The organism is Nitrosophilus alvini, assembly GCF_015100395.1.
In the GTDB taxonomy this organism is placed as follows: Bacteria; Campylobacterota; Campylobacteria; order Campylobacterales; family Nitratiruptoraceae; genus Nitrosophilus; species Nitrosophilus alvini.
The window spans coordinates 1,118,514-1,139,216 of sequence record NZ_AP022847.1 but is presented as its reverse complement, the minus strand read 5'-3'; the positions used below and the strand labels follow the sequence as shown (position 1 = coordinate 1,139,216).

Genomic DNA, 20,703 nt, shown 5'->3' with positions numbered 1-20,703 from the left:
CGTGATTTGTCTCACACCCACACTCACACTCACACTAACATATAATTCGTATCAACCTTTTTTCCCTACAAAAATCTCCTTGATCACATAAGGCTTTTTATTTTGCGATTCATAATAGGTTCTCATCATGATTTCAGCCAGGAAGCCTGTAGTTATCAGCTGTATACCGCCGAGAGTTAGCATAACTCCAAGTAGCAGAAGGGGTCTGCCGCCGATATCCTGGCCGAAAAGTTTCAGTATAAAAAGGTAAAAATCGATCAAAATTCCTATGCCAAACATTCCAAATCCCAAAGTACCGAAAAGATGCATCGGTTTAGTACCGTATTTTTGGAAAAAGAGCATAAGCATAAGGTCGCTGATGACTTTGAATGTTCTGCCTATACCGTATTTGCTCACACCGTGTATTCTTGGATGGTGTCTGACGTCCATTTCGGTCATCTTTGCACCGTAGAGTTTTGCCAAAACCGGGATAAATCGGTGTAGTTCACCGTAAAGTCCCAGGTTTTTGGCTACATCTTTTTTGAAAAGTTTCAGTGTACAGCCGTAGTCGCTGATGTAAACTCCCGTACTTTTTCTGATAATCCAGTTGGCAATTTTGCTGGGAATTTTTCTTAGCAAAAAGCCGTCCTGTCTTTTTGCACGTCTGCCGGCAACCACATCCCAACCTTCACGTTCCAGTTTTTCCATCATCAACGGTATGTCTTTCGGGTCGTTTTGCAAGTCACCGTCTATGGTTACGATAAGTTCGCCTTCGGCTGCGTCGATACCTGCAGCCATTGCGGTAGTCTGGCCGTAGTTTCTGTTAAATACTATCAGTTTCGTTCTCTCATCTGCCTCCTCTTTTATCCTGTCGACCGTTCTGTCGGTAGAGCCGTCGTCTACAAGAATAAGTTCATAGTCAATATCATTTAAAGCCTCTCTAATAGCGTGAAAAAGAGGTTTTATGTTCTCTTCCTCGTTCATTACCGGAACTACAACAGAGAGTTTTTTCATTTTTCAACCTTTACAAGCAGGATACCGTTTTTTTGATAGATGATTTTGTAATTTTTTAACTCTTTTAGGGCCGTCACCTTGGTGAGCACAATATCACCCGGTATTGGCGCTCTTTTTTCAACGAATTTTTCGCTGTAAACGATAAAACTAGGTGTATTGAGTCTGTACATAACCACATCGAAACCGTACTTTTTTGAAATAAGTGCAGCCTCTTTTATGGGTTCTTGAGCTATTTTGCCATATATGGGAATAACGAAAAAGTTTACCGCTATTACCGATAAGAAGCCCAAAATCACCGTTTTTGTGATTTTATCAAAATGTTTATTAAAGCTTAGAATCAAAAGAAGAGTAATGGCAAAAATAAAAAATATCCTGTAAGGAAATGTGAAATAAGAAGGTGCCGAAACAATCACCGCTCTGGCAAATTCGTCTTTTACGCTCTCTTTGAAAAGCAGAGCAATTTCGGGCAGGAAAAGCAGAACCGTAAACAGTAAAATCACAGGTAAAAATAGCAGAAAATCATTTTTTATCTCTTTTAGATACATAGCCATGATAAAAAAGAGAGGCGTATATCCATATATCACGTAATGGGGGAGTTTTGTGCCTGAAAAAGAGAAAAAGAGAAATACAAATATAAACCAGATAGAGAAAAAGAGATAAAGATCGTTTTTAAACCAGGATTTTATCTTTGTAATAGCTTTTAAAAAGAGTGAAGTATACGGCAGAAGGCCTATAAGCACTACGGGAATGTAGTAAAAAAGCGATCCGCTATGCCCCTCGAAAGATGTTTTGAATCTGGAAATGTTATGTTTAAGAAAAAAACCTTCTATAAAACGCATTCCCTGGTCCATATATTCCAGTATATACCATGGAAGCGCAATGAGCGAAAATATCAGCAGTCCGATGGGATTGAAAACGGTCTTGAAAAAGAGTTTTAATTCTTTTTTGATCAGAAGATAGATAAAAGTAACCGCTAGAGGTATGAGAATAGCGACAGGTCCTTTTGTAAGTGCACCGAAGCCGATGGCTCCGAAGGCAAAATATAGATACTTTTTCTCGTTTTTATCCAGATAGATATAGACAAAAAACATAGAGTAGGCTATGAACATATTCAAAAGAGCGTCCGCAATGGCTGCTTTGGCTATGATGGTGATTTGTAGGGAGGTAACCATAAAAAAAGTGGCTGCAAACGCCGTGATCTCATCAAAATACCTTCTTGCAAACCAGTAGATTCCCAAAGACCAGAAAGTTGCCGCAAGGGCGGAGGGGAACCGGAAGGAGAATTCACTCATACCGAATATTTTGACGCTTAGAGCCTGAAGCCAGTAGATGAGTATAGGTTTATCAAATCTCAGTTCACCGTTCAGATATGTGGTAAGATAGTTGCCGCTTTGAAGCATCTCTCTTGTTGCTTCGCTGAAAGCTCCTTCGTCCAGATCGAAAAGCGGGGCCATGGAGAGGCTGGCAAAAAAGCTTAGAAATATAGCCGCCGCTAGGATCCAGTCGGAATATCTTATAAGAGTTTTGTTCATCTCTTTCCTTGAAAAAGTTTTTTATGTACCATTATGGCGGTAACACTTCCCAGAAGTGCCCCCGCAACTATGTCGCTGGGATAGTGGGCTGTAACACCGACGCGGCTTACAGCTATAAGAGTTGCCGCTGCAAAGAAGAGATATCTGTATCTTGGCCAGATGAAAGAGAAAGCCACGAACGCACTGAAGGCAGTTGTAGAGTGGCCTGAAGGGAAAGAGGCGAAAGAGTGCCCTAAATGAAACCAGTCAAAACCGTAAAGCCCTTCGCTAAAAAGCATTTTCGGTCTATATCTTGCAAAGATGATTTTGAGGATATTTACCGCTATCCCCGAGATAGCCACCGACCAGAATACCAAAAGTGCGTATTTTTTAACGATTTTTTGTTTTTTTCTGTATAAGAGATATATGAGGAAAGACGGTATCAGGTATATCTCGGCTCTTCCAAGTTGTGTCACCGCTTCGAAAAAATCTCTCAAAAGCTTTGTTTCATGAAAATAAAGAACTGCCCTCTTATCGAAAAAGAGATATGAGAGGATTATAAATAACAAAGCTGCTGTTACAGGAACGATTCTTTTCATAAGCCTCTCTCAAACATAAAATAGTACAAAATTCTTGCTGTAAAATATACGAAAAATGCACTAAATACCACATCGCTTAAAAAATGGCCGCCTTGTAAAACTCTTACCGTTCCAACGGCAAACCCCCACGCAAGAGCCGCAGCAGCTACGAAAAATCTCTTTTTAGGGTCTCTGAAAAGAGGAACGAGCGATAGAAAATAGAAAGCCGCTGCAGCATGTCCGCTTGAAAATGAGCAGTTTTTTTCGCATTGATCGGTTTTTACGAAAGCGGGGGTAAATTTTTTATCTCCTCCGAACTGCTCTATATGTATGGGTCTTGCCCGCCCCCAGTTGTCTTTAAATATCAGATTCACCACAAGGCCTGGACCAAGCAAAAGGGATAAAATAAGGTAGACAAGAACTTTTTTTCGAATAGAAAATAGCTCTTTTTTAAGTATCAAATCCAATATCAACAGCCCAAGGACGGCAATTGTAAAAACTGCTACGACAATTATTGTCGCTTTATATATTATTTTTGCAAAAAGGGTGTTCGCTAGATAAAAACCGGTTCCTTCTTTATAAAAAAAATCGCTTATATAAAGATCGATTTTGGCAAAATAGAGGAAAAGTGCTACGCTAAAACAAAAAAGTATAAAAATGACAATATCACTTTTTTTCACCTGTATCCCTTGAATCCCTGCAGATAATATATATGATAGACTCTGCTGAAATCTTTATAGAGTCTTATCTTTACACTGCCTATCTTTTTTGCTTTTTCAAATCTCGAAGCCACATCGCCGATGGATCTTCTTTTGGTTACAAATATGAAATTTTCGCCTATATGTTTTTGCATATCGGTGGTAAGATCGTAATGGTTTTTCATTTTGCCTTTTGGGTTCCATATAACTGCATCGAACGGATGGGGTCTTACGTAGTATATAAGCTCTGCCATCGTTTTTCTATCATCACACAGAAGTTTTGCGTCCGGATACTCTTTGAGTATTTTTGAGACCTCCTCACCTAGCTCTTTCCAGCCCAAAACCCTTTTGTAAGGGTCGGTTTTTGAAGTAAGTTCTATTCCGAGCAGCGAAGTGATGGCGTGGTAGTGATAAAAAGCAAGGGCAAGTATGATATTTACAGCTATGGCCGTTTTTAAAAGAGTGTCTCTGTTTTTATATACTAGATATGCGCTCACCAGCAGCGTTGCCGCTATATATGTGGGAGCGGCCCAGTTTGCAAATGCACGGCTCAAAAAACTTTGCAAAGTGATTATCGCAAGAAACGGAACGGTAAAAGAGTACAAAAGTCTGTATCTGTCATCTTTTATAAAAGGTCTGAACAGAAGATAAAGAAGAACAGCAAAAAGAACAGGGCCAAATACCGCAAACTGGGCTCCCAAAAATTCAAACATTTTGTCGAAATGGAAAAGCTGCCTGTCTATTTCGCTTATCTCTTTGGTATGAACGAAACTGACAAAATGGTGTTTATAGTTCCAGTAGAGGTTTGGAAGATAGATTATCGCGGCAAGAGCCATAGTGATATAGAGTTCTATACTTTTTAAAAATTTTCTATGCTCTTTTGACATTGCAAGATAGACAAAAACCGAGATCACAAAAATGATCATCGTATATTTGCTTAGCAGTCCAAAACCGGCACTCACTCCAGCCAAAATCCAAAAGAGTTTTCTTTCCGTTTTAAGAGCTTTTATAAAAAGGTATAGTGTCAAAGACCAGAAAAATAGCAAAACCACGTCTGTGGAAATTATAAGCGAAGACATTGAAACGGCGGGAATCGTTATGAAAACAAGGCCCGAAAAAAATGCCGTTTTTTTATCAAAAAGCTCTTCGGCTATTTTATATATGATGATGGTTGTCAGCGGATATATAAACAAAGAGGGAAGTTTTATACATATCTCACTGTCACCGCAAATAGAGGTAAAAACGGCTATTATCCACGCTATCATAGGCGGCTTCGAGTAGTATCCGAACTCAAAACTCTGCGACCAGCCCCAGTAGTAGGCTTCGTCAGCATATAGATTTGCATCTGAAAAATATAAAACGGCAAATCTATAAAAAGTGATCAGCATAATAAAGAAAAAAAGTGTGGAAAGAGAATATCTTTTTTCAGTCATCCACGTCCTTGAAATTACTGGTTATTTTGTATAAATACAGATTTGTATTATACTTATAATAGACTTGATAAATATTGAACTTTTATTGCCACTAAGGCAATTGGCAAGGAGGTTGAAAATGGAAAGAACAGCAAGCGTGGCAGGGGCCTTTTATCCGGCTTCTTGTAAAGAAACGGAAGAGATGATAGATCACTTCAACTCAATTTTGGAAAATGCGCTCCATGAAAAAGATATACTGTCCACAGTTCCCAGAGCCGTTATCGCTCCGCATGCAGGATATGTTTACAGTGGATTTACAGCAAACATTGCCCACAGGGTTTTGGCAAATGCAAAACCAAAAAGGGTTGTTGTTATAGGGCCAAGCCACAGGGTATATCTAAACGGTATAAGCGGAAGTTTTTTTGATACATTCCAGACACCATGCGGGGAGCTGGATATAGATAAAGAGTATTTGACCCATCTTTCGGATCTTTTCGATATAAGTTTTGTAGAAGAGGCCCATTTCGAGCATAGTACGGAAGTTCAGATGCCTTTTATAAAACATTATCTGCCTGAGACAAAAGTGGTTGAGATGGTCTACGGTGAGATTAATCCTGCATATGTTGCGAAAATATGTGAAGCTATTTTAAGCGACAGAAACAATGCTATAGTTATCAGTACTGACCTGAGTCACTATTATCCACTAAAAAAAGCGGAAATACTTGATATGCAGTGTATAAAGGCGGTTCGTGATCTTGATACAGGTTTGCTCCATCAAGGTTGCGAAGCATGTGGAAAAATAGGAGTGGAAGCTATAATCCTTGCGGCAAAAGCAAAAGGTCTAAGTCCTGTTCTTCTAGATTATAGAACAAGTGCGGATGCAAGCGGAGATGAGAGCGCTGTAGTTGGATATATGAGTGCTGCGTTTGTGTAGTTGGTGTTAGTGTGGGTGTGGGTGTCAGTGTCAGTAAAAGACTCTGCATAGATAGAGCCCGTATGGTGGGGCTAGAGTGGAGGAGTACTGATGTTTGCATGAGAGTTGCTCTGCAAGCTCTTTTAAAGTAAGATCGCCTCTACCTATTTTAAAAAGAAAATCGGCCATCATTCGTACCTGGCTTCTTAAAAAACCGTCCGCTTCGAAATAGAGGATATAATAATTTTTATATCTGTATATGCAGGCTTTGTATATTGTTCTTTCGAAGTTTGTTACCCCACTTCCCTCTTTTTTGAAATATTCGAAGTTGTGTCTTCCCTCGAACAGTTTTACTGCATTTTTGCACTTCTCGTAATCGAAATTTTCCAAAAAAGTTATGTATTGTGCAGAAAAAGGGTTTGGTGTATCCATTGAGAAGATATATCTGTAGGCTCTTCTTTTTGCACTGTATCTTGCGTGGAAATCATCGCTTACTATTTCAATTTTTTTGAAAAGTATTGAAGGAAAAAGATATCTGTTGAGGTAGCTTTGAAGTTTTTGGGTATCATTCCAAAATGGCGGTAAATCAAAATGAATTACCTGACCTGTTGCGTGTACACCTCTGTCTGTTCTTCCGCTGCCTGTTATCTTGGTTTCGATTCCGGTCTTTTTCAAAGCCTTTTGCAGAGTGCCGATAACGGTTTTTGATGTATGCTTTTGTGACTGAAAACCATGAAATCTGCTTCCGTCATAGGATATAATGGCTTTTGCCCTCATCAGTATCTCTTTTTGACCGTTTTAATATATATCAGATATCCTGTAACAATCCAAATAAGAGGTATAATGCCTATAGCATAAAATGTTATCGATTTTGCCAGAATGAAGCCGATAACATAAAAGAGTGTCATTGCGATAATCATGTACATATAGGTGTTTTGTTTCTCATATCTGGGATTTATAATTCCTATTGCCATAATAATAAAGATAGAAATTAATGGAAAAACAGAAACTACCGTAAAAATGGAAAAATCAAAAGCTCTTGTTCTGTTTTTTTTCGCTTCCATCCAGTATTCGGCCACATTTTTATATTTGTCTGATGTAAAAGAGCTCAGGTCATTGATGATCATCTTATCAAACTCTATCTCAGTGAGTTTGCCTTCTTTGTATGTATAACCCTTGCCAACGCTAAGTACAAACTTAAGCATATTGTCTGAGGTATCTATTTTTGCTTTTTTAGCTATTATGAAGTTTTCCGAAGCGATAGCCTTTTGGTTGAACATAACGATATCTTCAAAGCTGTTTTTGCCTTTCTCTTTGCCGATGAAAACAAGCCAGGTCCCGAATTTCTGGCCGAATTCACTAGCTTTGATATTTAGTGTGGCCTGTGATTTTTTGTATGAGATAAAACCTTTATAAAGCTGCTTTGCCTGGGGAATGAGACCCAGGGATAAAACAAGCAGAACAATGGTAGTCAAAAGTGCGGGTTTTGCAAAAATCCTTGCAATTTTTGAGGGTTTTACTCCAAGGCTGAAAAGAACTATTAGTTCATAATCGAAAGAGAGTTTGACGAGTGTCATTACAGCGCCGGCAAAAAAAGCGATCGGAATAGTATAAAAGAGTATTTGCGGCAATACGAAGAGGTAAATTTCCAAAAGTTCCAGAAAAGTGACTTTTATGATAGATGTTATGGATACCGTCTTTATGAAAAAAACAAGTGATGCTATACCGTAAAGAGGTACAAAGATAGAAAAGAAAAGCGCCGAAAAATTCCTGTTTATATAATTTTCAAGCCTAACCATTTAACCATTCCAAAAATATTTTGAATTTGTCATCAAACATATAAACTATCCAAAGTGCAAGTGCTAGAAAAGGGATATAGGGCAGTTGTGCCTCTTTTCTTGCATATTTAAAAAAAAGCGAGGCGGGCAGGGCAAGAAAAGCCGAAAGAAAAATTGCTATAAGTGCAAGCTTAAGCCCCAATATGGCTCCCATAGTTGCGGCTATTATGATATCGCCTTCTCCCATCGCCTCAATCTGAACAAACTTCGGATAGAAGTTTTTAAGCCAAGGAGCATTTTTTATATTTTTTTTGATTTCTCCTTCATATGAGAGACTGAGTGCGTAACTGACGAAAAATCTTAGCATTGTAAAAGCTCCGGCAAGAAGCAGTGCGCTTTGCAGGCTTTCCAAAATATTGCGTGATGCTGCGAGTGCGATAACAAATGCCCCCAAATTTAGCGAATCCGGGACGGCTTTGTAGTAAAAATCGATAATCGAAAGCGCTAGCAGCAAAGAAAAAGCGATGCTGAGCAACAATGTATGATAGGAAATTCCCGCCTTTACAAAAACGAGCAGGAAAATAAATGATGTGAGGATTTCTATGAGTGGATATTGCAGGGAAATTTTTGATTTGCAGTAGTAGCATTTTCCTCCGAGAATTATCCATGATAAAACAGGTATATTGTGCCACCACTTTAGTCTGCTTTTGCATTTTGGGCATCTGCTGGGTGGATATGCAATGTTTTCACCTTCGGGAATTCTTGTTATAAGTACGTTCAAAAACGAGCCAAACGCTAGCCCCAGCAGCCATATTAAAAGATAGATCATCTATTGGCCCTTTTTCTATATTCCGCCAAAGCGTCTCTCCCTTTTGTAAAACTCATATATGATCTCTTCCATCTCCTTTGGCGAAAAATCGGGCCAGAGTGTGTTTGTAAAGAAGAGTTCCGCATAGGCAGAACGCCATAAAAGAAAATTCGAAAGCCTCATTTCGCCACCGGTTCTCACAAGTATATCTACGTCTCCTAGCCCAGGAACATCCAAAAAATCGTCAAAATTTGACTCTTTCAGTTCAACTCCTCTTTGGCAGGCTTTGTTTGCGGCTCTTACTATTTCATCTCGACCACCGTAATTGAGTGCCAGAACCTGAATCAGTTTTTTATTGTTTTTGGTAGCCTCTTTTGTCTCATTGATTCTTTTTTTAAGTTTTTCTCCAAAAGGCTTCAAATCTCCTATCGTTTCAAATCTGACACCTTCTTTCATATACACCGGAAGCTCGTTTTTGAGATATCTCTCAAGCAGCCTTGTCAAAAACTCCACTTCAGGTTTGGGTCTTTTCCAATTTTCGGTACTGAATGCGTACAGTGTCAAAACTTTTATTTCCGGGTGGTTTGCGCAAAAAGTTGTTATCTCTCTGACCGTTTCTGCACCCTGTTCATGTCCTTTTATTCTGGGAAGTCCTCTTTTTTTTGCCCATCTTCCATTTCCATCCATAATGATGGCTATATGGGCAGGAATATTTTTTTTCACTTCTCTTCGACCTCTTTAGAGAGTTCGGTTATCTGCAAAGAGACGGAAAGTTTGTCACCGCGGGGGATTTTTGTCTCTTTTGTTTCAGTGATGAAAATGATTTCATTCGTATCGCTTCCAAAATCTTCGGAACTTTTGAGAATATTCAGGCAGACCGCGTCAAGCTCTTTTTCGAAAAGCATCTTTCTGGCATTCTCAAATGCACTCTCTTTATCGGTTTCAGCTTTAAATCCTATAGTACAAATACCTGTTTTATCTATACTTTTCAATATATCTTCATTTTTAATAAGTTTAAGGTCCCATTCCTCCCCAAGCGTCTCTTTTTTGAGTTTGCCCTGCTGAGGAAATTTTGGTCTGTAGTCACTAACGGCGGCAGCCATAAAGAGATAAGGTGTTTTTTGTATCAGTTTTATCTGTGAGTCATCAAGCAGTGTAGCTTTTGTAAGCACTCCTTTTTTTGCTGTTTTTAAAGACTCTTCAAGATACTTTTTCAACTCTTTTGCACTTTCTACTTCTATGATATGTACCGGAGGGATGTTGTGATGCTCTTTTGTGGTTATCAAGCAGACATCGGCTCCTTTGAGGTAGAGTGCCGTTGCGAGCGCTGCAGCCTGTTTTCCGCTCGAGAAGTTGCTTATATATCTTACTTCGTCTATCTTTTCGATAGTACCTCCTCCTGTAACTACAACCCGTCTGTATTCCCAGAACTCATCTTTTAGAAGTTCTCTCGCTGCCGCCCAGAAGATATCGATAGGTTCTGCCAGAGCTCCTTCTCCTACGATTTTGCATGCCAGCTCTTTTGTTACAGGGTTTACAAACTCGTAACCGTTTAGTTTAAGCATTTTTATGGATGCTTCGGTGATGGGGTTTTTTATCATTTTAGTATTTGCGGCCGGGGCTATGATTTTTGGTTTGTCAAACGCCAGTGCGGTTTGCAGAAGAAGGTTGTCCGCTATGCCGTTTGAGAGTTTGTTGATAGTGTTTGCCGTGGCCGGGGCAATAACCAATATGTCATAGTCTTCCGCCACATGAATATGGTTGTTTCTGTTTGTCCAGTCCTCATTCTCTTCATTGAGTACTCTGTTACCGCACAGAGTTTCAAATGTAAGGGCTGATACGAATTTTTGTGCAGAGGGCGAAAGTATAGTCTTTACTTCGGCTCCGGCTTTTACGAAAAGTCTTATAAGCTCGAGTGATTTGTAAACCGAAATACTCCCGGTTACACCTACAAGTATCTTTTTGTCTTCCAGAATTTTTGGCATATTTTTAATATCCACTACTTCCCTTTGCCGAAAAATTTGTAAAAAAAGTTTTCTACTGTTTTCAAGGGTGTCCTGCTTATAGCTAGAGAGCCTTTTTTGACATCTTTTGTTACAGTCGACCCTGCCGCTATGATAACGTCATCTTCTATCTTTACCGGTGCAATCAGCTGTGTATCACTGCCCACAAAAACATTTTTGCCGATGATAGTTTTGTATTTTGCTTTTCCGTCGTAGTTGCACGTTATCGTTCCTGCTCCTATGTTTGAACCTTCATCTATTTCGCTGTCTCCAAGATAGCTTAGATGCCCTGCTTTAACGCCTTTGAGGACCGATTTTTTTACTTCGACAAAATTTCCTATGTGTGAATCTTCTATGTCACTTCCCGGTCTGATACGGGCCATCGGACCTATAGTTGAGTATTTGATTTTGGAATCTTCTATGACCGAATTTGCAAAAACGATGCTTTTGCAGATGTGAGTGTCTCCTTTTATTACCACACCGCTCTCTATTTCACACTCTCCTTCAAATTTTACTCCCTCTTCGATGAAAATGGTTTTGGGAAGGTGCATAATTACGCCTTCTTTCATCCAGCGGGTTTTTATCCTCTCCTGCATTATCTCTTCGGCATGGGAGAGGTCTGCTTTGGAATTTACCCCTTTGAAATCCTCCTCTTTCACAAAGAGAGGTTTGATAGAGTACCCTTCATCTTTTGCAAGTGAAATGATGTCTGTTAGATAGTACTCTTTCTGGGCATTGTCATTGGAGATTTTTGGCAGAAATTTTTTTAAAATATCCTTTTTAAAAAGATATACTCCCGCGTTTACCTCTTTTATCCTTTTTGTATCTTTATTGGCATCTTTCTCTTCAACGATTTTTTCGACTTCGCCGTCCCTTATAACGACTCTTCCGTATCCTGAAGGATTTTGAAGCTTTATCACACTCATTACTATATCTGCATCGGTTTCAAAGAACTTTTCCATCTCCTCTTTTGTTATAAGAGGCATATCGCCGTTGAGAACGAGGATACGATTATGTCGGAACTCTATGTCTCTTAGAGCTCCTCCTGTTCCCGGATAGTTTTCCAGGTCTTGTATGACAAAATTGATGTTTTCAAAATATTTCTCTATACTCTCTCTTACTTTTTCGGCTTCATGATAAAGGATGAGGGTTATGTCGTCTGTTATCTTTTTTGCTTCTTTGATAATATGATATATCATCGGTTTGCCGCTGATTTTGTGCAGCACTTTCGGGAGCGGAGATTTCATCCTGGTTCCCTTTCCTGCTGCCAGAATCGCTATCGAAACGTTCATCAAAAACCTTTTTATAGATTTCAGATCCCCGGCCGTTCAGGCCTCTTTTCCTGTTAATTTGGTACAATTCTATCAAATTGCTTATAAAAGTAGGATTAGTATGGAGTGTAAATATTTCGGATTATGCGGAAGCTGCAAAATATATGACAAGGGTTATGAAGGGCAGCTTGAAGAAAAAGTGAAAAAATATACAGAGCTTTTCAAACCTTTATATGATAAAAAAATTGATATTTTCAGATCGCCCGAGTCACATTTCAGAAATCGTGCGGAATTCAGGATCTATAAAGATGGCGAAAGACTCTTTTACGCCATGACTGGATTTGACAAAAGGCCGGTTCCTATAGAGTCCTGTCAGATCGTAAACAAAAGGATTTACGATGCTATGCCATTGATCAGGGATTTTATAGAAAACTCAAAAGTTTTAAAAGAGAGACTTTTTGCAGCGGAGTTTTTATCCACTCTCTCAGATGATCTGCTTGTTACGCTCATATATCATAAAAAACTTGATGATGAGTGGACTAAAGAAGCTGAGAAACTAAGAACACTTGCATCTGTAAGCCTTATCGGAAGAAGTAGAAAACAAAAAATCGTTTTGGGAAATGAGTATGTAACCGAGAGATTTGAAATATTTGGAAAAGAGTTTGTATACAGACAGTATGAGAACGCTTTTACACAGCCAAACGGATATGTAAATATAAAGATGATAGAGTGGGTTGTGGAAAATATAAAAGATATAGGGAATGATCTTTTGGAACTCTATTGCGGAGCAGGGAACTTTACATTACCGATGTCGAAGTATTTTGAAAAAGTTCTTGCTACGGAAATTTCCAAAACCTCAATAAAAGCCGCACGCGAAAACTGTTATCTAAACGGCATAGAAAACATAACGTTTGTAAGAATGAGCAGTGAAGAGATAAGTGAAGCTTTTGAAGGAAAGAGAGAGTTCAGGCGTCTTAAAGATATAAAGCTTTCAGAATTTGACATAAAAACGGTATTTGTAGATCCTCCAAGAGCAGGACTTGATGAAGTTACGAGAGAGCTTGTGAAAAATTTTGAAAATATCGTCTATATTTCATGCAATCCAGAAACTTTGAGAAGAGATTTGGATATTTTGTCAAAAAGTCATGAAATAAGAAGATTTGCATTTTTTGACCAGTTTCCGTACACTCCTCATCTTGAGTGCGGAGTATTTATGAAAAGAAAAGACTAAGATTACTCGGCTCCCCAAGGAAGTCCGGCTTTTTTCCACCCGAAGGTAAATCCTTCCGATACGTTATAGACTTCGTCGTAGCCCTTTTTTGCAAGAAGATTTGCAGCATATGCGCTTCTTTGTCCGCTTCTGCAAATAATCAAAAGAGCTTTACCAGGATATTTTTTTACTACAGCTTTAACATTTTGGGCAAAATTTTCATTTTCAACAGGATTTATGTCATACATTTTATGTGCATCAAAAACGCTGTTTTTCTTTAATTCCATTTGAGAAAATTTTATTCTGTATTTTATATCTTTTGGTTTGATGTGGTAGAAAAAAATCGGTATATTTATGCTGCCAGGGGCATGCCCGCCGTAAAGAAATTCGGCAGGAGTCCTGACATCAATGAGGATTGCTCCGTTTTGCTGCATGAAATATGCCTCTTTAGGAGTTATATCATCCTCATAATAGACATTCTCTTCTGCAAACAAAAGAGATATAAACATTGCAAAAGCAATAAAAAATCTCATTCTATCCCCCTATGCAGAATTTAGATATATAACGACAAACGAAAATTACAATAAATGTTCTTACATTACTCTTATTTTCATTTCTTTATTAAAAACGAAAGGAAAGAGATAAATAAAAATGAGAATGATTATCATAATTAAGCATTTGGTAAGTTTTTCTCTGTTATTATTTCAAAAGATTTATAAAGGAGAAGATCGGTGAAAAAAGGTTTTTACATATTTTTCTGTTTAGTTTCGATGCTTTGGTCTGACGTGCTCTCTTTCGGAGAGTTTGAAAGCGTCAGAAAAAAGCTCTCTGAAGTTGATTTAATGCAGCATCTAAACGGCGAGATAAGAGCCGGATACATAAACTTTGATGCAAAAAATGAAATAGATTCAAAAGCTTTCGCTTTGGGCGGGCATCTGCATATAAAAACTTTTGCTTTGAACGGTTTACAGGCAGGTGCTGCATTTTATACCGTTCAGGATTTCGGTTTAAATGAGAAAAACAAAAACGGAGATTTCTTCGATTCGAACAAGAAATCTTTCGCGATGTTAGGTGAAGCTTATATTCAATACACATTAAAAAATACGTTTTTAAAAGTAGGAAGACAAATAATTGATACGCCTCATGCTGACAGTGACGATATCAGAATGGTTCCAAATCTTTTCGAAGGGGCTCTTTTGAAAAACAGTTCTTTTGAGAATTTCGATATTTTTATGATATATATAGACAAAATGGCAGGATGGGAAAACGGTACGGATGCAAAAAGATTTGTGAAAATTTCCGATGTTTTGGGAGTGGAAAAGGGTAATACGGCGATAAGTATACTTGGTGCCGAATATTCGGGCCTTTACTATCTTCCTATGCAGATCTGGTTTTACAATATAGATAATGTGGCGAATATAGTATATATGGAAGCTACTTACAACAAAATGATTGCTTACGATACCGATATCTCCATATCTATGCAACTTGACAGGGCACTTTCAACGGGTGAGAGGCTGGCAGGAGAGATAGATACCAAAACAGTGGGTGCTGCGGCAGAAATATCATTTGAGAGCATAGGGCTGAGACTCGGTATTGCTTATAACAGAGAGTTTGGCTCTTCCTCTTCTATGTTCAGTTTTGGAGGCGGTCCGTTTTTCACCTCCATGGAAGATCAAACCATTGATGCGGTCGCCGATGAAAATGCCGAAGCATATACCTTTGGAGGAGAGTATGAAGTTTATGATAATATTTCTGTTGGATTTTATCGCGGAGAGTTCAAGGCCGGCGATAACTCAGTATATCATACTGCGGAAACAGATGCATATATAGTTGCGAATCTGACTGAAAACATAGAAATAGAATCGGCTTTTGCAGCAGTAGACGACAAAACACAAAGCGATACGGATTATAATCAATTCAGAATGTTAGTAAAATACAGATTTTAGGAGCGGAAATTGAAAAAAGTGTCTGAAATGAAAATAGGAGAAAGTGCTGTTATAAAAAAAATTACTGCTTTAGAACCTGTAAAAAGTAGATTAATAGCTATGGGAATTGCAAAAGGCAATGTGATAAAACTTCTTGATCATACATTAAAAAAACAGACTTGGGAAGTAGAGGTTGACAATACGCGAGTAGCTTTGAGGCGTGAGGAAGCTGACTCCATATTATTAGAGGATAAATGATGCGAAAGATAAAAGTAGCTATGGTGGGTCAGCCCAATGTGGGTAAATCGTCTATCATAAATTCTATAAGCGGTGCAAGGCTTCATGTTGGAAATTTTGCAGGCGTTACAGTAGAAAAAAAAGAGGTTTTCATAAAAAAAGATCAATATGATATAGATATTGTCGATTTACCTGGGATCTACTCTTTGAATGCCTATACTCCCGAGGAACATGTAACGAAAAACTATCTGATGAATGAAGAGTATGATCTGTTGATAAATGTAGTTGATGCAAATACTCTGCAAAGAAATCTGATTTTTACTCTTCAACTTCTGGATATGCGCAAAAAGACTATACTCGTCGTCAATATGATCGACGAAATTGAAAGCAGAGGCGGAAGTGTTGATGCAGAGAAGCTTTCGAAGCTTTTGGGTATTCCTGTGATTCTAACTTCTGCAAAAGAGCAACGAGGGGTTGATGAAATAGTAGACAAAATCATTGAAGTTTACAATACATCTAGATTCAAACCGAAAGTATACTATGATGAGAAAATCGAGGAAGAGATTGAAAAACTTTCACATATTCTTTTAAAATCTCCTCACTTCAATGACAAAGATTTAGCCAGATTTTATATCATAAGGCTTTTGGAGAAAGATGAAGATGTTTACAAAATAATTCACGACCTTCCGATTTTCATAGAGTTTCATGAAGCGTTAGGAGAGAGTTACAAAAAACTTAAAATCGAATTTGATGAAGAGAGTGTTGCGGATGTACTTGCGTATGAGAGAAACGCACTTGCAAAGAGTATCGTTATGCAGGTACTTAAAAGTGTCTCTAAAGAGAGCATTACCGACAAGATAGATAAATTTCTCATCCATCCGGTTTTGGGACTGCCGATATTTCTTTTTTTTATGTGGGGACTATTTCAGGTAACTTTCGAAGTGGGTTCGATTCCTATGGAATATATAGACGAGGCGTTTACCAATTTTGCTTTCTGGCTTAAAGGTATATTGCCCCAGGGAGCTCTAAATTCCGTCATTACGGATGGGATAATACCTGCAGTAAGTGCGGTTATTATGTTTTTGCCCAATATTCTTATACTTTTTTTGGGTATAAATCTACTTGAACAAACAGGTTATATGGCAAGAGCAGCGTTTTTGCTTGACGGTTTTTTGAAAAAGTTCGGATTGCAAGGAAAAGCGTTTATTCCTCTTGTTAGTGGCTTTGGATGTACCGTTCCCGCATATATGGCGGCAAGGACGCTCAAAAATCCTAAAGACAGACTCATAACGATGCTTGTTCTCGGATTTATGAACTGTAATGCGAGACTTCCTGTCTATGTACTGCTGATTGCGGCTTTTTTCCCTACTCAAAATGCCGGAAACGTACTTTTTGCAATATATATAGGGGGAGCGATATTGGGCCTTATAGTTGCCAAAATACTAAGAATGGTACTTTTCAAGGGAGAACCTGAACCGTTTGTTATGGAGATGCCGCCGTATAGATTTCCCTCTGTAAAGTCTCTGGCTATGGAGTTATGGATCAAAACCAAACTATTTTTGAAAAAAGCAGGTACTTTTATAGCCGGTGCAGCTATGATAATCTGGTTTTTGAGCTCTTATCCTGTAAATGAAACTATAGTAAATCAATATGAAGAAAAAATTGAACATGCCGGTACTGAAGAACAAAAAGTTCAGTTACAAAATGAACTTGCAGCAAAGCTTCTGGAAAACAGCTATTTGGGCCAAATCGGAAAAGCCATAGAGCCTGTTTTCGAACCTATCGGATTTGATTGGAGAATGTCGGTTGCCACTATAAGCGGACTAGCTGCAAAAGAGGTAGTTGTATCCACTCTTGCGACTCTGTACGCCGTAGGCGAAGCGGATGAGACAAGTTCTACACTCATCTCAAAGCTTAGAGAAAATATCGATATTAAAACGGCGGTTGCACTTATAGTCATCATAATGATCTATTCGCCGTGTGTAGCGGCTATGAGTACGTTTTATGCGGAAGTACCGCAATGGGCGTGGAGAAGTTTTTATACGATATATCCAAATGTCCTTGCATGGCTCATGGCGTTTGCGGTATATAACATTTTAAAAGCGGCAGGGTTGTAACTTAGTAAACAACTCTGTTTTTCCCCGCCTTTTTTGCTTCATACAGTTTTTTATCTGCAACCATAAAGAGTTTTTCCAGGCTCTCTTTATTTTTTTGAGCAGATATGCCAAAGCTGGCAGTTACTTTGCCCGCTTTTCCAAAATGGCTGTTTTCTATAACGCTTCTAAGTTTTTCAGCTATGACAACACTGTCTTCAAAAGAGGTTTCGGGGAGAAAAACAAGAAACTCTTCTCCTCCGAATCTGCATAGTATGTCATCTTTACGAATATATCTTTTGACGATTTCAGCTATTTTTTTCAATACTTCATCACCTGTTTGATGGCCAAATCTGTCATTGATTGTTTTAAAGTTGTCTATGTCAAAGAGTATCAGACTGTTTTTACCGCTGTTTATGAATTTTTTTATTTCATTTTGGCAGCCTCTTCTGTTAAAAGTCTGTGTCAATTCGTCAATATGTGCCTGTGAGCGTACGTTTAAAAGTTTCTTTACTATAAAAAGCACCAGGATTGTAATGGTTGTCAGAAGAATAAGCAGATAAGTTGTTCTTTTGAAATTTTCTTCATTTTTGATAATTTCTTTATTGTCAAGTTTTATATTTACTATATAGCCGTTTTTTGCACCGCTTATCGATTCGATAGGTATAAATGAGATAATATAGTCTTTGCCGTTTTTTTCTTTATAGATGGCCTTTTCCAAATAATCCGGATTTTCCAGTCTAAGCCCCAGTTTTTTTATAATTTTGCATTTTTCGCTGTTTGTCTCTTCTATCAGAAAATTGGGATTGAGGTAGCATATTCTGTAGTGATAAAATTCGCTTTTTGGCACCGTTTGCATTACAATGTTTTTATCCAGTATCATAAAATAGTAATTGAGCGGTTTTTCCAGATTTTTTCTTATTATTTCAAAGGAAAAAGATATTTCCATATTTCCGAGATATTTTTTTGATTCCGAGAATATAGGAAAAATATTCCTAAATCCGCCATGATATCTTCCTATCTCAAATCCATAAACAGGCTTTTTATTTTTCATTACATAATTGACAGAATATCTGAAATCATAAAGATTGTCTCCATATTTTTGAGGTTTGTGAAATCTCAAAAAAGATCTGCCGTCCGGAGTATGAAAATGGAGTTGTCTTAAACCGTATTTTTTTAAAATTTTGTAATTTTTCAACAATTTTTTATATAGAAGAGTTCTTGCGATTACCGGATCCGTTTCAGCTTTTGAAAGTATTTTTTTTATTTCTTTGTCCAGCATAAGCTCATAAAGCATTCGTGTACTGGCATACAGAGTATTTATCTGAAGTGTGATTTTCTCTTTTTCGCTTCTCAGTTCTTTTGAAAGAATACGTTCAACTTCCTGTTTTTTTATACCGTATATAAAAGTGTATATGAAAAAAAATATAGCAATTATCAGAATAATAAGTATGGCGAATCTGTTTTTGAAGAGCTCTTTTATTTCACTTTCGACTCTTCTTCTGTTATAAGTAATCATAATAAAATATTATATTCCTTTCTACCTTAATTGGCTCTTTACGCTATATTTGATATACTTACCCAATTTTATATAAAGCATTTAAGAAGGATTGTATATGGAATGTGAAATTCCGAGTATAAATGCAGATAAAAAAACTATCAAAAAGATATTTGAAGATGTTGAAACTATTGCTGTTGTAGGATTGTCCCCAAATCCTCTAAAAGATAGCCACAGAGTTGCGAAATACCTGCAGGAGCAAGGATATAAAATAATTCCCGTATATCCAAAAGGCGGTGAGATTTTGGGAGAAAAAGTTTACCGATCTCTTGAAGAGATTCCAGAGCGTATCGATATGATAGATATTTTCCGAAAATCCGAAGCCGTTACGGCAATAGTGGAAAGCGCAATCAAAAGAGGTGATGTAAAAGTTGTCTGGATGCAAAAAGAGATAGTGAACAATGAAGCTGCCGCAAAAGCTAAAAATGCCGGTATAGAAGCCGTGCAGAATATGTGTGCCATGATAGAACATAAAATTCTTTTTGCCTGAAAGGTTTTTGATGATAGATTTGAAAAAGATTGAAGATGCAAGAAATATAGTTTCAAAAATTGCGGTAAAAACGCCTTTCGCATATGCTCCCCAGCTCAGCGTAAAAAGCGGCTATGAAATATTTTTAAAAAAAGAAAATCTTCAGGTTACCGGAGCATTTAAAATCAGAGGTGCTTTTTACAAAATATCAAGATTAAGTGACGAAGCCAAAGAGAGAGGGGTTGTAGCTGCGAGTGCAGGCAATCACGCTCAGGGTGTGGCTTTGAGTGCAAAATATTTCAATATTCCTGCAACTATAGTTATGCCGGAAAATACGCCGCTTACTAAAGTGAACGGAGTCAAGTCATACGGTGCGGAAGTGATTTTAAGCGGGGCAAATTATGATGAGGCTTATCTTTTTGCACGCAAATATGCAGAAGAGAAAAATCTGGCTTTTATCCATCCTTTTGCTGATGAAGATGTAATGGCCGGTCAGGGTACTATAGTTCTTGAGATATTTGAAGATATAGAGAGTTTGGATGCTATAGTTGTCCCTGTCGGCGGTGGCGGGCTTATAGCCGGTATAGGAAGTGCTATAAAACAGATGAATCCAAAGACGAAAGTCATAGGCGTTACTGCTGCGGGAGCACCGGCAATGAAAAACTCCTTTTACGCAGGCAAACCTATAGACAGCATTGATGTAAGAACCATAGCGGACGGTATTGCTGTACGAGATACATCATCTGTTACCCTTGATATTCTTCTTGAATGTGTAGATGAGATTGTAGAAGTGGATGATGAGGAGATTGCCGATGCGATACTCTTTTTGCTTGAGACAAGAAAATTGGTTGTTGAAGGAGCGGGGGCGGCGGGCGTCGCCGCTGTTTTGTACCAAAAACTGAACTTACCTCCTGAGAGCAGGGTTGCAGTAATTTTAAGCGGCGGCAATATCGATGTGACAATGCTTTCGGTCATTATAGAAAAAGGTCTTATAAAATCATACAGAAAAATGAAATTGATAGTTACTCTTGTTGACAAACCGGGCTCGCTGATGAAACTTACTGAAATTTTGGCAAGTGTAAGTGCAAATATTGTACAGATAGGATACGATAGAACTTCCGCCTCACTGGCTTACGGTGATGCGAATGTGAGTATCGCCCTTGAGACAAAAGGAAAAGAGCATCAAGAGGAGATCAGAGAACTTTTGACAAAACAGGGGTATAGATTTTATGAGGAGAAGTAG

Annotated in this window: 20 protein-coding genes; 7 read left to right on the top strand and 13 right to left on the bottom strand. The window is 38.1% G+C overall.

Translation table 11 applies throughout. The features are described 5' to 3' along the window. Positions 1-51: 51 nt before the first annotated feature. Genes EPR_RS05860 through EPR_RS05840 form a run of 5 tightly spaced genes read right to left on the bottom strand, consistent with a single transcriptional unit; the run spans position 52 to position 5,213 of the window. Complete coding sequence (locus EPR_RS05860) at positions 52-993, bottom strand: glycosyltransferase family 2 protein (RefSeq protein ID WP_200762319.1); 942 nt, start codon at positions 991-993, stop codon at positions 52-54. After that, complete coding sequence (locus EPR_RS05855; protein ID WP_200762318.1) at positions 990-2,525, bottom strand: ArnT family glycosyltransferase; 1,536 nt, start codon at positions 2,523-2,525, stop codon at positions 990-992. Before EPR_RS05855 ends, EPR_RS05860 begins: the two co-directional genes overlap by 4 nt. Further along, entirely contained in the window at positions 2,522-3,103 is a 582-nt protein-coding gene (locus tag EPR_RS05850) for a phosphatase PAP2 family protein (RefSeq protein ID WP_200762317.1), read from the bottom strand. Before EPR_RS05850 ends, EPR_RS05855 begins: the two co-directional genes overlap by 4 nt. Next, a complete protein-coding gene (locus EPR_RS05845; protein ID WP_200762316.1) occupies positions 3,100-3,762 on the bottom strand; it encodes a phosphatase PAP2 family protein in 663 nt (220 codons plus the stop codon). The genes EPR_RS05850 and EPR_RS05845 overlap by 4 nt, the downstream gene beginning before the upstream one ends. After that, the gene (locus EPR_RS05840; protein WP_200762315.1) at positions 3,759-5,213 is read right to left on the bottom strand and encodes an ArnT family glycosyltransferase; all 1,455 of its coding nucleotides are present in this window, start codon (positions 5,211-5,213) and stop codon (positions 3,759-3,761) included. The genes EPR_RS05845 and EPR_RS05840 overlap by 4 nt, the downstream gene beginning before the upstream one ends. 118 nt (positions 5,214-5,331) lie before the next feature. On the opposite strand from EPR_RS05840, the gene amrB reads away from it, so the two are divergent. Further along, positions 5,332-6,126, top strand: coding sequence for an AmmeMemoRadiSam system protein B (gene amrB / locus EPR_RS05835; RefSeq protein WP_200762314.1), 795 nt, complete (start codon positions 5,332-5,334; stop codon positions 6,124-6,126). A 30-nt stretch (positions 6,127-6,156) separates the two neighbouring features. Here the strand turns inward: amrB and truA are convergent, their stop codons facing one another. Genes truA through glmU form a run of 6 tightly spaced genes read right to left on the bottom strand, consistent with a single transcriptional unit; the run spans position 6,157 to position 11,986 of the window. Further along, entirely contained in the window at positions 6,157-6,882 is a 726-nt protein-coding gene (gene truA / locus EPR_RS05830; RefSeq protein ID WP_200762313.1) for a tRNA pseudouridine(38-40) synthase TruA, read from the bottom strand. Next, a complete protein-coding gene (locus EPR_RS05825) occupies positions 6,882-7,904 on the bottom strand; it encodes an LptF/LptG family permease (protein ID WP_200762312.1) in 1,023 nt (340 codons plus the stop codon). The genes truA and EPR_RS05825 overlap by 1 nt, the downstream gene beginning before the upstream one ends. Continuing rightward, complete coding sequence (locus tag EPR_RS05820) at positions 7,897-8,712, bottom strand: prepilin peptidase (RefSeq protein WP_200762311.1); 816 nt, start codon at positions 8,710-8,712, stop codon at positions 7,897-7,899. The genes EPR_RS05825 and EPR_RS05820 overlap by 8 nt, the downstream gene beginning before the upstream one ends. Positions 8,713-8,727: 15 nt before the next feature. Then, positions 8,728-9,378 carry a polyprenyl diphosphate synthase gene (gene uppS, locus EPR_RS05815; protein ID WP_200764182.1) on the bottom strand — a complete coding sequence of 217 codons (651 nt, stop codon included), beginning with the start codon at positions 9,376-9,378 and terminating at the stop codon, positions 8,728-8,730. Positions 9,379-9,410: 32 nt separating this feature from the next. Then, positions 9,411-10,676 (bottom strand): bifunctional phosphopantothenoylcysteine decarboxylase/phosphopantothenate--cysteine ligase CoaBC, encoded by a 1,266-nt coding sequence (gene coaBC, locus EPR_RS05810; protein WP_420827473.1) that lies wholly within the window; start codon positions 10,674-10,676, stop codon positions 9,411-9,413. 14 nt (positions 10,677-10,690) lie between these two features. Next, positions 10,691-11,986, bottom strand: coding sequence for a bifunctional UDP-N-acetylglucosamine diphosphorylase/glucosamine-1-phosphate N-acetyltransferase GlmU (glmU, locus tag EPR_RS05805; RefSeq protein WP_200762310.1), 1,296 nt, complete (start codon positions 11,984-11,986; stop codon positions 10,691-10,693). 100 nt (positions 11,987-12,086) lie between these two features. Between glmU and trmA the strand changes: the two genes are divergently transcribed. Continuing rightward, complete coding sequence (trmA, locus tag EPR_RS05800) at positions 12,087-13,196, top strand: tRNA (uridine(54)-C5)-methyltransferase TrmA (protein ID WP_200762309.1); 1,110 nt, start codon at positions 12,087-12,089, stop codon at positions 13,194-13,196. Positions 13,197-13,198: 2 nt separating this feature from the next. On the opposite strand, the gene EPR_RS05795 is transcribed toward trmA, so the two are convergent. After that, the gene (locus tag EPR_RS05795; protein ID WP_200762308.1) at positions 13,199-13,708 is read right to left on the bottom strand and encodes a rhodanese-like domain-containing protein; all 510 of its coding nucleotides are present in this window, start codon (positions 13,706-13,708) and stop codon (positions 13,199-13,201) included. A 198-nt stretch (positions 13,709-13,906) separates the two neighbouring features. Here EPR_RS05795 and EPR_RS05790 point away from each other — a divergent pair, with 198 nt between their 5' ends. The 3 genes from EPR_RS05790 to feoB are packed head-to-tail and all read left to right on the top strand — an operon-like array spanning position 13,907 to position 17,457. Further along, positions 13,907-15,124, top strand: coding sequence for an OprD family outer membrane porin (locus tag EPR_RS05790; protein WP_200762307.1), 1,218 nt, complete (start codon positions 13,907-13,909; stop codon positions 15,122-15,124). Between the two features lie 18 nt (positions 15,125-15,142). Continuing rightward, a complete protein-coding gene (locus EPR_RS05785; RefSeq protein ID WP_234697200.1) occupies positions 15,143-15,361 on the top strand; it encodes a FeoA family protein in 219 nt (72 codons plus the stop codon). Then, entirely contained in the window at positions 15,361-17,457 is a 2,097-nt protein-coding gene (gene feoB / locus EPR_RS05780; RefSeq protein WP_200762306.1) for a ferrous iron transport protein B, read from the top strand. Before EPR_RS05785 ends, feoB begins: the two co-directional genes overlap by 1 nt. 1 nt (position 17,458) lies before the next feature. Here feoB and EPR_RS05775 read toward each other — a convergent pair whose 3' ends face one another. Further along, on the bottom strand, positions 17,459-18,952 hold the full coding sequence (locus EPR_RS05775; protein WP_200762305.1) for a sensor domain-containing diguanylate cyclase: 1,494 nt from the start codon (positions 18,950-18,952) through the stop codon (positions 17,459-17,461). Positions 18,953-19,049: 97 nt separating this feature from the next. Here EPR_RS05775 and EPR_RS05770 point away from each other — a divergent pair, with 97 nt between their 5' ends. Both EPR_RS05770 and ilvA read left to right on the top strand, forming a co-directional pair. Beyond that, the gene (locus EPR_RS05770; RefSeq protein WP_200762304.1) at positions 19,050-19,481 is read left to right on the top strand and encodes a CoA-binding protein; all 432 of its coding nucleotides are present in this window, start codon (positions 19,050-19,052) and stop codon (positions 19,479-19,481) included. A gap of 10 nt (positions 19,482-19,491) precedes the next feature. Then, on the top strand, positions 19,492-20,703 hold the full coding sequence (gene ilvA / locus EPR_RS05765) for a threonine ammonia-lyase (RefSeq protein ID WP_200762303.1): 1,212 nt from the start codon (positions 19,492-19,494) through the stop codon (positions 20,701-20,703).

Bases quoted from the DNA above. Each gene is read 5' to 3' on its own strand.
- ilvA (WP_200762303.1), top strand. From the start codon at position 19,492: ATGATAGATTTGAAAAAGATTGAAGATGCAAGAAATATAGTTTCAAAA.
- EPR_RS05825 (WP_200762312.1), bottom strand. From the start codon at position 7,904: ATGGTTAGGCTTGAAAATTATATAAACAGGAATTTTTCGGCGCTTTTC.
- EPR_RS05770 (WP_200762304.1), top strand. From the start codon at position 19,050: ATGGAATGTGAAATTCCGAGTATAAATGCAGATAAAAAAACTATCAAA.
- EPR_RS05855 (WP_200762318.1), bottom strand. From the start codon at position 2,525: ATGAACAAAACTCTTATAAGATATTCCGACTGGATCCTAGCGGCGGCT.
- glmU (WP_200762310.1), bottom strand. From the start codon at position 11,986: ATGAACGTTTCGATAGCGATTCTGGCAGCAGGAAAGGGAACCAGGATG.
- EPR_RS05850 (WP_200762317.1), bottom strand. From the start codon at position 3,103: ATGAAAAGAATCGTTCCTGTAACAGCAGCTTTGTTATTTATAATCCTC.
- EPR_RS05860 (WP_200762319.1), bottom strand. From the start codon at position 993: ATGAAAAAACTCTCTGTTGTAGTTCCGGTAATGAACGAGGAAGAGAAC.
- EPR_RS05775 (WP_200762305.1), bottom strand. From the start codon at position 18,952: ATGATTACTTATAACAGAAGAAGAGTCGAAAGTGAAATAAAAGAGCTC.
- uppS (WP_200764182.1), bottom strand. From the start codon at position 9,378: ATGGATGGAAATGGAAGATGGGCAAAAAAAAGAGGACTTCCCAGAATA.
- coaBC (WP_420827473.1), bottom strand. From the start codon at position 10,676: ATGCCAAAAATTCTGGAAGACAAAAAGATACTTGTAGGTGTAACCGGG.
- EPR_RS05795 (WP_200762308.1), bottom strand. From the start codon at position 13,708: ATGAGATTTTTTATTGCTTTTGCAATGTTTATATCTCTTTTGTTTGCA.
- trmA (WP_200762309.1), top strand. From the start codon at position 12,087: ATGGAGTGTAAATATTTCGGATTATGCGGAAGCTGCAAAATATATGAC.
- amrB (WP_200762314.1), top strand. From the start codon at position 5,332: ATGGAAAGAACAGCAAGCGTGGCAGGGGCCTTTTATCCGGCTTCTTGT.
- truA (WP_200762313.1), bottom strand. From the start codon at position 6,882: ATGAGGGCAAAAGCCATTATATCCTATGACGGAAGCAGATTTCATGGT.
- EPR_RS05820 (WP_200762311.1), bottom strand. From the start codon at position 8,712: ATGATCTATCTTTTAATATGGCTGCTGGGGCTAGCGTTTGGCTCGTTT.
- EPR_RS05840 (WP_200762315.1), bottom strand. From the start codon at position 5,213: ATGACTGAAAAAAGATATTCTCTTTCCACACTTTTTTTCTTTATTATG.
- feoB (WP_200762306.1), top strand. From the start codon at position 15,361: ATGCGAAAGATAAAAGTAGCTATGGTGGGTCAGCCCAATGTGGGTAAA.